We start from the raw sequence: 9,320 nt of genomic DNA on the forward strand, positions 1-9,320 counted from the left end.
GGTCGCGCGTGCCGAGGCCGCCCCCGAGCCGGAGAGCGAGCCGGCGGAACCCGTCGAGGCTCCCGCCGCCCCGTCCCCCCGGGCAGCAGCGGCACAGGGCGGCACGTCTGTGCCGGTCGCGCGTGCCGAGGCCGCCCCCGAGCCGGAGAGCGAGCCGGCGGAACCCGTCGAGGCTCCCGCCGCCCCGTCCCCCCGGGCAGCAGCGGCACACAGCGGTGTGCCCGCGATCGTCACGGCCCGTGTGCCCCATTACTCCGAGTACGAGGACGAGGAAACCCTCCCTCCGCTGCTGCCGCTCGCCAGCTACCCCACCAAGCGCGCGGCACTAGAGGCCCTGTACGCCCACCGGATCACGTCCGCCGACCTGCGGAAGTCGTCGACGAATGCCATCGCCGAAAAGCTGCGAGAGGAGATGGCAACCGCGGGGATCGAGCTGGACCGGGGCCCGGCGAACCGGTATGTCCGTGCCCTGCGTGAGGGGCCGAAGCAGGGCGCCCGCAGGCTGGCCAGGGTGTGACGGCCGCCCGATGCACGGCATGTGCCGCGCATCGGCCATCCGGCGGCACACACTGTGCCGCCCCAGATATCAAGGGGAGTCATGAGCACCACCAGCACACCAGCGGCGGCACAGCATGACCGCGGATCCGTCCCCCGTACACTGGAGAGTGTGCCAACGCGTGAGGCAGAGCTGAAGCAGCGTTTGTCCTCAGCCGGTGACCGCGTGACGTTCGCCCTCGAAACCAGCGCCGCGCTCAGGGTGGCACAGGCCGAGGCCACGGAGGCACGTGCCGAGGCACAGCGCGCCAACGCCGCCGTCGAGGCGGCACGAACCGAGGCCAAGAGGTCTCGGGAGCACGCGGCGGCCGCAGTAGAGGAAGCGAATGCCCTGCGTGGGCAGCTCACCACCGAGCAACTGGCACGGCGTCAAGCCGAAGGTGAACGGGTCACCGCCGTACAGGTGGTCCAAACGGCACAGCGCAGCGCCGAGGCGGCACACGACGAGGCCGGGGCTCTGCGCGGGCAGCTCGCCGAAGCCCGCCGCGAGCTTGAGCGCGAGCGCCAGGCCCACCAGGACGCCCAGAGCCAAACCACCGCCGCCGACGTACGACGCCGTCAGGCCGAGGGTGCCCGTACCGCCGCCGTGCAGCTTGCGGAGGCGGCACAGACCGAGGCCGGGCAGGCACAGCGGGAGGCCGGGCAGGCACAGCAGGAGGCCCGGGACCTGCGGGACGAGCTCGCCACGGTCCGGGCCGCGCTGGAGACCGAGCGCGAGGCCCGCCGCCAGGCCGAGGACGACGCCCGGACCGCCGTCGACGAGGCACACGACGCGGCACAGGCACAGCGCGACGAGCTCACCGCCGCCCGGGCCGAGCTCGCCGACGCCACGGCGGCACGCCGGGAGGCCGAGGGTGCCCGTACCGCCGCCGTGCAGCTTGCGGAGGCGGCACAGACCGAGACCGGGCAGGCACAGCGAGAGGCACAGGCCGCCCGGGACGAGCTCGCCGCTGTGCGGCGCGAGCTGGACGCGGAGCGCGACGCCCGCCGCCAGGTCGAGGACGACGCCGAGACCGCCGCCGCCGAGGCACACCGCGCGGCACAGGCACAGCGGGACGAGCTCGACGCCGTCCGTGCCGAGCTCGCCGACGTCGAGGCGGCACGCCGGGAGGCCGAGGGCGCCCGTGCTGCCGCTGTGCAGCTCGCCGAGTCGGCACAGGCCGGGGCCGGGCAGGCACAGCGGGAGGCACAGGCCGCCCGGGACGAGCTCGCCGCTGTGCGGCGCGAGCTGGACGCGGAGCGCGACGCCCGCCGCCAGGTCGAGGACGACGCCGAGACCGCCGCCGCCGAGGCACACCGCGCGGCACAGGCACAGCGGGACGAGCTCGACGCCGTCCGTGCCGAGCTCGCCGACGTCGAGGCGGCACGCCGGGAGGCCGAGGGCGCCCGTGCTGCCGCTGTGCAGCTCGCCGAGTCGGCACAGGCCGGGGCCGGGCAGGCACAGCAGGGCTCGACGACAACGCCGGCGACCACCGAACCGGCCGGAGCCACAGGCGCCCGAGAGCAGCACGAGGCACAGGACCATAAGCCCCGCTCCCGGGGCCGTGCCCAGCCGAAGAGCCAGAGCCGGGCCAAGCGCCGCAAGTAGACGCGAACGGCCGCGACTGCACGCAGACGCACACGACTGAGGGGGCCACCCAGCAGGGTGGCCCCCTCAGTCGAGCTCAGGCGGTACTACAGGGCTTGGTCGCGTACGGCTCCCAGAAGGGCGCCAAACGCGCCCTCAGACAGGACGAGCATCCCAGCGTGCCGGTTCTTCGTGTCGCGTACTCCCACCCAGCCGGCACCATTTCCGACCTCTACGCACTCGTTGCCGCCGCTCCCGCTGTACGAGGACGTACGGAAGTGAACCCCGTCCACTTCTTCGGCGGTAGGCGTGCGGTGTGTCATCAGACGTACTCCTTGTGTGCATCGGTCATGATCGCCAGCGACTTGGTGGTATCAGCTGCCTGGCTACGGAGATATGCGAATGCGGTGGTGTACCGACCCACGTCATCGGGGGTGTCTATGTAGAGGCCCCCACCGAGCATTTCGACATACACGGCTCTGATGGTGTCACCTGCGGCGATGCTGACGAAATGACCGAGTCCCGCCGCGTGAGCTCCCGCCTTGAACGGCAAGATCTGGATGTCCACATTCGGGGTTTTCGCACTCTCGATAAGGTGTGCGATCTGATCGGCCATCACCGACCGATCGCCCACGACTCGCGAGAAAACGGCCTGATCGAGGACCACCCATAGATGCAGGGGACGGGGCCGCGTCAGTACCTCTTGGCGCTTCACCCGGGCATCCACGAGCCGGTCCACGACCTCTGTCGGCTGCCGTACCTGCTCGGCCAGGTGAATGGCTCTGGCGTAGTCCCGCGTTTGGAGTAGGCCAGGGATCACCGAGTTCGCGAAAACGTTCTCCTCGTCTGCCTCATGCTCCAGGCTGACCAAGGGGTGCAGCCACTCGGGCACGCCGGCGCCGACCCACCAGCCGTCAGGTGTGCCCTCCGCGAGGCGGACGAGCGCGGCGACCTCTGCGGGACTTCCCTTCGCGGCCTCTGCGATGAGCCGCACAGTACGAGCCTGGATCTTGCCAGTGGCTCGCCAGTCTTCGTAGCGCCCGACCGTGGATTTCCCGTAGCCGGCCCCTTTGGCTACCTCCTCCAGTGTCATTCCCGCTCGCTCGCGCAGACGCGCGAGACCGGACGCGATTTGGAGCCGCCGGGGCCCCGGTGACGTCATCAGATGCTCGCTCTCCTCGAAAGTACTGCCAGTCTGGCGAGCCAGGGAGACACCAGCAAGACCCCAGCTCAAGGCACCGGTACGCATATGCCGTCCCTCCTCCTTCGGGGGGAATCCTGCCATGGGATTCCCATGGCGGGCTTCCCGGTGGCAAGCTGTATACGGCGCCAATGGTCGGCTCAGCCGACAACCGCGCATGATCCTGCGCGGGTTCAATGCGTCCTGCATCGCGAGGAGTTGGGCTATGCCCGCCGACGCCGACGCCCCACCATCGGCCACCGACGTACGCACCACCGACCTGGACCCGCTCGGCGGTCTCACCGCCGACCAGCAGGCCCGACTCTCCGGCCTCAGATGCGCCGCGTGCGGCAGCTCGGAGATACTGCGGGACGGCGGCCACGCGTACACCCTGATGCGAGGCAGCCGACTCGGCCACGCCGTCAAGGTCTGCGCCTCCTGCCCGCAGACGGCGCCGCGATGACGCCCCGCCAGCGAGAGGCCGTCGAAGAGGCCGTAGGGCCCCAATGGGACGTCGTCAGAATCTCCACCCCGCTCGCGGCCACGGTCGTGGACCGGTGCCGCAGCCAGGGCATCAGGCTCGGCCCGGTCCTGGACGTCCCCGCCCGGCGTACGTACGAATTCCTGGTGCCCCCCGGCACCGCACGCTGCTGGCCCCCGCTCCCGTCGACCCGGTGCGTGGACCGCGGCACCATCCGACTCCCGCACCCAACCGCCACCCACGACGCGGAGCGGGCAGCCCCGTGCGGACGCAGATGGATCATCCCCCCCGCCACCAGCCGGCCACTCACCGACCCTGACCGCCTGTACGAGGCGATCGCGGCCGCCCTGATACACCGCGCCGCCCGGACCCTCACCCCCCAAGGGGGGTACCTCCTGTGACCGCCCACCCTCCGGGACTGCCCTGGACCCCCGGCGCGCGGCGCGCGGTCGTCGACCTCCCCGGCTCCAGCCCCCTCTCGCCCCGGATCGCACGCGAGACCGGACGCACCCAGCTCCACCAATGGGGACTCCGGCCCGACATCATCGCCGCCGCCCTCCAGGTCCTCACCGAGCTAGTCACCAACGCCGTCCAGCACGGCGGAGACGGGCCGGTATCCCTCGATCTCCAGGAGGAGGGCCCCGCCCTCCGCATCACCGTGACCGACCACGGGCGGCCCCCCGGGCGAATCCGGGCCGGACTGCCCGGCGCAGACGCCGAGTCCGGCCGGGGACTCGCGATCGTCGAGCAGCTCTCCGACCACTGGGACCACCACTACTACCCGTCAAACGCCACCGCGGTATGGGCAGTCATCGCCCCGCACACCGCCGAACCACCCACCGCCGACATCACCGGAGCCACCGCGTGAACCCTGCCCAGCCCCGCACCTGCGGAGAACCCCTCACCCTCACCCAGCGGACCACCGGCACCGTCCGGGTTCTCGCCGTCTTATCCCCCCTCACCGGATGCCCCCAGGCCATACAGCACACTCTGCGATGCGCCATCCAGACGCACCCCGAGGGCACCGAGCATTGGGCCGCCGCCGCCCACCTCGCCGGACGCGAACCCGCCGCCGTGTGGGCCGCCTGGACCCGCGACCGCCAGCCCCACCTTCTCGTAGAGGCCCCTTGCTGCCCCGTCAGGGACCCCGCCACCCGGGCACGCTGCCTCATCATCGCCCGCCACCGCGGCGCGCACTCCTGGGCCCTCTCCGGCCCGGCCCCCGCCGCACTGACGGCCGCCAACCCCTCACACCCCCACACCGCGCCGGAGGGCCCGCGATGATCCACTGTGAAATCACCGCGACGGCCCGCGGCCGGGCGCAATGGGTCCTCAGCACCCACCAGGCCACCACTCCCCGTCTCGCGCTGCGGTGGCTCACCGACCGGGCCCGCCTCCTTGCCGACCAGCTAGACCAGCCGACCCCGCTGGCACTCTGCCCCCCGCCCGGGACCACCCTGGCCCACGACGACGTACCGCCGACCCTCCGCGACTGGTCCACCAACCCCGCCGAGCACGAGCACGCCTTGGACATCCTCCGCGACGGCCAACCCCTCCTCCTCACCACCCACGACGACGCCACCCACTACGCCCTCCACGCGTCCCCCGTGCCGTTCCCCGTGCCCGCATGGGCCCCCGACCCCATGCCCGAGAGGCAGCCGTGACCCCACCGCCCGAATTCGTCTTCACCGTCGATGTGGTGGTGACGACCCCCGCCGGCCACGTAATCCTTGCCCGGCGCACCGACCTCCCGCGCGACACCACCACATGGGCACTGCCCGGCGGCCGCGTGCGCATCGACGAGTCCAGCCGCGACGCCGCCGCCCGCGCACTGGCCGAGGGACCCGGCCTACACGTCGACCCTCCCGACCTACGCCGCGTGGATGTCTGGGACTGGCCCCGCCGCGACCCGCGCGGACGCTACATCACCGTCGCCTACCACACCGTCATCCCCGATCCCACCCAGCCCGCAGCCGCAGGCCGCGCCCGAGCCGCCCTCTGGCTGCCCCTCTCCCAGCTCCCCCCTCTCCCCGCCGACCACCGCGATATCCTCGCCCACGCACTCACCAGCGCCCCCACAAGCCGCTTGTGGTGACCAACCCACGAACACAACAGCCCGCCACCAAATCCCCGGTGGCGGGCTCTTTGGCTTCCACCGAGTAAGGACTAGCCCGTGAACATCCGCCAGCTGTTCCGCCACCGCACCCCCACGCCCGCCACGCCGCCCTCCCCCGACCTCTCTGACCCCTTCACCCTGACCGTCACCGACCGCCTGGACGTCCTGCGTCCCGACGGCAGCACCTGGAACCTGTGCGAGGGGCACGAGCACAAGCGCCCGTCCGTGGCCCCGGTGCTGGACTGCCTCGTGTGGGAAACCCTCGCCTCCATCCCGCCCGCGCACCTGTACGGCCTCCAAATCGAGCCGCTCCGCGTCGTCCTGCCCGGCGTCGAGCCCGTCCTCGCCGTCTTCCACGGCCCGGACGAGGACTTCCCCAGTGGCCGCACGCTCGACGAGACCGGCGCGCCCCTCTGCTGGCGCGCGGTCGCCGAAGCAGCCGGCGTGCCCGCCGCCGAAACCGCCGAATCCGTTTTCTGTCCTTCCTGCCAGCACCCCCAGGACCGCCCGACCCCCTGACGGAGGACTCATGCCGCCTCCGCCGACCACGGCCAAGCGGACGTCTCGACCGGGGCATTCAACCCGGGGGTTGACAGCAATTCAACTCCCAGATTGAATTGGGTTGAGCGAGTAACACCCACGGGAGAGAGAAGGCCACACATGAGCGTGTTCCCCGCATCCGAGAGGGTGCCGGCGGTGCTGCGGCAGGCCGAGGAACGTCGGGCGCAGCAGCGGCAGGCGGAGGCCGGTCGACGGGCTGTCGCGCTGGGGCAGTACGTTGCCGCGGTCGGCGGTCAGGCCGAGGCTGCGGAAGGGCTCGGGGTCAGTGTTCAGGCCGTTTCCAAGTCCTTGGTGGCTGCGCGGCGGCGCGAGACGGGCGAGCCGCCGTTGGCCGGGCTACTGGAGCTGGACCTGTTGAGGTGCGGGGCTCAGGTCCCGTCGATGCAGGAGTGGCGGGAGCTGGCCCCCGAGGACCGGCGCAGCGCGACAGAACGGGGGGCGCTGATCTGGGGCGCTCTGGCCGCCACGCTGGGGCAGCTGCAACGGGAAACCTATGCGGCCGCCGATTTCATCGCCGCAGTGCACACCGGTCACCTTGACCCCGACTGCCCCGAAGACGCGGCGGAGCAACCCCACCTTGTGAGCGACGCGGACGTGTCCGCCGCCGCAGAGGGGAGCGACCAGTCTCATGCGCTGACGTATGTACTGGGCGATTTGGCGAGTGCCCTGGAGAGCCGCGCACGCGATGCGCGGCGGGCCCAAGGCTGGTGGCAAGGGCAGCTTGATCAGCTCGACGGACTGACTGAGGACTGACACATGACCATTCCTTCGTGGCGAGAGGCCGCGCAGAAATTGAGCCTTGCTGGCGTCGGCGCTCTCTACGAGCACCGCAACGATCACACGCAAGTCGTCGTGGTGGTCAAGATCGACGAACCGACTGACTATATGTGGTGGCAGTCGGCGAGCGGCCCCGGCTGGGGTGACCGTTACCGCACCATGAAATGCGTGGACTTCCTTCGGTGGTACGTACCGAAGCGCCGCGCTTGAACGTCTGGCCCATGACGATGGCGTGCGCCTTGCCCGCGCCATCGTCGACGGCCAACCCGTCGACCTCCACCGGCTTGTGACCCTCGCACACGTGATCGCCCGCCACACCAGCATCGCAAAGGCCAGCCTTGGCCGCCTTTTCATCACCGGCGGTAGTAGACATACCTCCTACGAAGGGACTCACCATGAAGCACTGCACCGACGACTGCCCCACCGGCTGCCCCGGGCACGTCGAGGAGGACCTCCGCGACGAGGCGTACCGCACCGAGCCCGACGACATGGCCCAGCGCGAGTGGCCCTCCTGAATCCCTCACACCTATGCACCACGACCCGATGGACGCGAAGGAGCCCCTCACCAGCCAGCCGGTGAGGGGCTCCTTCGTACGGGACGGGTCAGCCGTACTGCCGGACAGGCGGTCAGAATCCCGCCGACGACCGCGCAAACCACCAGAACCACATGGAGCCCACGCCAGGACCCCCACCCCGACACCGGCCGCGCCGCCATCGACCTGATGCGCACCGTCGGCAACCTCTCCGCCCCCAGCACCGCCGACGACACCTGGGCCGTCATCGTCTACCGCCGCGACGGCATGGGATTCGGACCCCTCTGGGACGCCATCAGCGCCCACGACGACGCCGAAACCGACCGCATCAGCACCCGACTGCTCGACCCCTCGGAATTCTCGGCCCGCGGTCTGGGCGACTGAGATCATCACCCCATGACGCACACCACCTCCACCAACACCCAGACCACCGCACCGGAATGGAACTACCCCTCCGACGCGTACACCGCCCTCGGCCACCTCTCCCACCTCGTGCAAACCCTCGGAAACGCCATCGAGCAGTCCATCACCCCCGACAGCACCACCCCCGAAACCACCGAGGTACGAGCCGCCCGCGCGGCCACCCTTACCGCAATCACCGACCTCACCACCGCCGTGCAGCGCATGCAGGCCGCCGTCACGCCCAACTGACCCGGCAGGGCCGGTCTTTCAGCGCCGGCTCCGGTCGAAGTCCGCCGCCGCCCCCCGCACAGCGGCCATCGCGCCTCCTGAACCGCCGCCAGGTGCGGACGGGCGCCCGGCACCACCTCCAGAGCGGCCGCGAGCAGCCCCACCGCCTCAGTCACCCGGCACGCCAGGTCCGGCGCCAGCGCCCCATGCGCCACCGCCGCATCCAACAACACGTCCGCGTCCTCGGCGACATCGGCAACCAGCGCCTCCAGCGACGGCACCGGGCCCCCGCACATGCCGGTCCACTGCTCCGCCAGCCGCCGACGCGCGGCCCAATCCGTCGTCCTCAGGATCCGCGCCCGCAGAACCCGCGCACGCCGGCGGGCGACCTCGTGCGGCCACTCCGGCTCGGTCTTCTCGCTCACGCACCATGAACGCCCCCCACCGTCCACCGGACACGGGTCGACGCCTCAGCAGCCGAGCCGGCCCGCCACATCCCCCGCCCGAACCGGGTTCCCGCTTGTGGCGGATCCGCCACAAGCGGGAACCGCCGGTCACCGCCCCCGGCCAGCCACCCCGCGTCCACCCCCGCGGACTAGTCCCGGGGACGCCCACGATCCGTAATCCTCCGTGGCCCACCGCACCGGCGACTGCGGGTGCTTCGCGCTGAAAAGACGGGCTGGCGGCGAGGGGGGCGGGGTCGTCGCACGTCTCGCCGCCGTCCGCCGGACGACCACGGGGCCGGGCGCCGTACCCACGCCGTCACGCACGCGGGAGCGTGAGGCGCCCACCCCCGCCCGGGAATCGGCTGGCGGGGAGCAATTGCTGCCGCGATGTGGTGCCCCCCGGTGGGGGGCGCGGATCGCTTCGGGCAACGCATCGTCCCGGCCGAGGCATCGGACGACCAAGGGGACCGGTAC

Annotated in this window: 13 protein-coding genes; 11 read left to right on the top strand and 2 right to left on the bottom strand. The window is 71.5% G+C overall.

The window, feature by feature from the left end; all coding sequences use genetic code 11:
- Together ACWC97_RS33245 and ACWC97_RS33250 are read left to right on the top strand one after the other, a co-directional pair.
- A partial coding sequence (locus tag ACWC97_RS33245) for a hypothetical protein (RefSeq protein ID WP_450653489.1) occupies window positions 1-517 on the top strand: 517 nt, incomplete at its 5' end.
- 150 nt (window positions 518-667) lie between these two features.
- Window positions 668-2,143 carry a hypothetical protein gene (locus tag ACWC97_RS33250; RefSeq protein ID WP_450653491.1) on the top strand — a complete coding sequence of 492 codons (1,476 nt, stop codon included), beginning with the start codon at window positions 668-670 and terminating at the stop codon, window positions 2,141-2,143.
- Between the two features lie 86 nt (window positions 2,144-2,229).
- Here the strand turns inward: ACWC97_RS33250 and ACWC97_RS33255 are convergent, their stop codons facing one another.
- The gene (locus tag ACWC97_RS33255) at window positions 2,230-2,445 is read right to left on the bottom strand and encodes a DUF397 domain-containing protein (RefSeq protein ID WP_450653493.1); all 216 of its coding nucleotides are present in this window, start codon (window positions 2,443-2,445) and stop codon (window positions 2,230-2,232) included.
- On the bottom strand, window positions 2,445-3,371 hold the full coding sequence (locus ACWC97_RS33260; protein WP_450653495.1) for a helix-turn-helix domain-containing protein: 927 nt from the start codon (window positions 3,369-3,371) through the stop codon (window positions 2,445-2,447). The genes ACWC97_RS33255 and ACWC97_RS33260 overlap by 1 nt, the downstream gene beginning before the upstream one ends.
- Before the next feature lie 157 nt (window positions 3,372-3,528).
- Here ACWC97_RS33260 and ACWC97_RS33265 point away from each other — a divergent pair, with 157 nt between their 5' ends.
- The 9 genes from ACWC97_RS33265 (at window position 3,529) to ACWC97_RS33305 (ending at window position 8,421) form a co-directional block, all read left to right on the top strand.
- Window positions 3,529-3,765, top strand: a complete 237-nt coding sequence (locus ACWC97_RS33265; protein WP_450653497.1) for a hypothetical protein — start codon at window positions 3,529-3,531, stop codon at window positions 3,763-3,765.
- A gap of 415 nt (window positions 3,766-4,180) precedes the next feature.
- Window positions 4,181-4,651: an ATP-binding protein gene (locus ACWC97_RS33270; protein ID WP_450653499.1), complete on the top strand. Its 471-nt coding sequence runs from the start codon at window positions 4,181-4,183 to the stop codon at window positions 4,649-4,651.
- Window positions 4,652-5,063: 412 nt separating this feature from the next.
- Window positions 5,064-5,447 carry a hypothetical protein gene (locus ACWC97_RS33275; RefSeq protein ID WP_450653501.1) on the top strand — a complete coding sequence of 128 codons (384 nt, stop codon included), beginning with the start codon at window positions 5,064-5,066 and terminating at the stop codon, window positions 5,445-5,447.
- Window positions 5,444-5,878, top strand: coding sequence for an NUDIX domain-containing protein (locus ACWC97_RS33280; protein ID WP_450653503.1), 435 nt, complete (start codon window positions 5,444-5,446; stop codon window positions 5,876-5,878). The genes ACWC97_RS33275 and ACWC97_RS33280 overlap by 4 nt, the downstream gene beginning before the upstream one ends.
- A 78-nt stretch (window positions 5,879-5,956) precedes the next feature.
- Window positions 5,957-6,418: a hypothetical protein gene (locus ACWC97_RS33285; RefSeq protein WP_450653505.1), complete on the top strand. Its 462-nt coding sequence runs from the start codon at window positions 5,957-5,959 to the stop codon at window positions 6,416-6,418.
- Window positions 6,419-6,559: 141 nt separating this feature from the next.
- Window positions 6,560-7,213 (top strand): hypothetical protein, encoded by a 654-nt coding sequence (locus ACWC97_RS33290; RefSeq protein ID WP_450653507.1) that lies wholly within the window; start codon window positions 6,560-6,562, stop codon window positions 7,211-7,213.
- A 3-nt stretch (window positions 7,214-7,216) separates the two neighbouring features.
- A complete protein-coding gene (locus ACWC97_RS33295; RefSeq protein WP_450653509.1) occupies window positions 7,217-7,447 on the top strand; it encodes a hypothetical protein in 231 nt (76 codons plus the stop codon).
- A 512-nt stretch (window positions 7,448-7,959) separates the two neighbouring features.
- On the top strand, window positions 7,960-8,154 hold the full coding sequence (locus ACWC97_RS33300; protein ID WP_450653511.1) for a hypothetical protein: 195 nt from the start codon (window positions 7,960-7,962) through the stop codon (window positions 8,152-8,154).
- Between the two features lie 12 nt (window positions 8,155-8,166).
- Window positions 8,167-8,421: a hypothetical protein gene (locus ACWC97_RS33305; protein ID WP_450653513.1), complete on the top strand. Its 255-nt coding sequence runs from the start codon at window positions 8,167-8,169 to the stop codon at window positions 8,419-8,421.
- Window positions 8,422-9,320 lie beyond the last annotated feature (899 nt).

The organism is Streptomyces sp. NPDC001108, assembly GCF_053598535.1.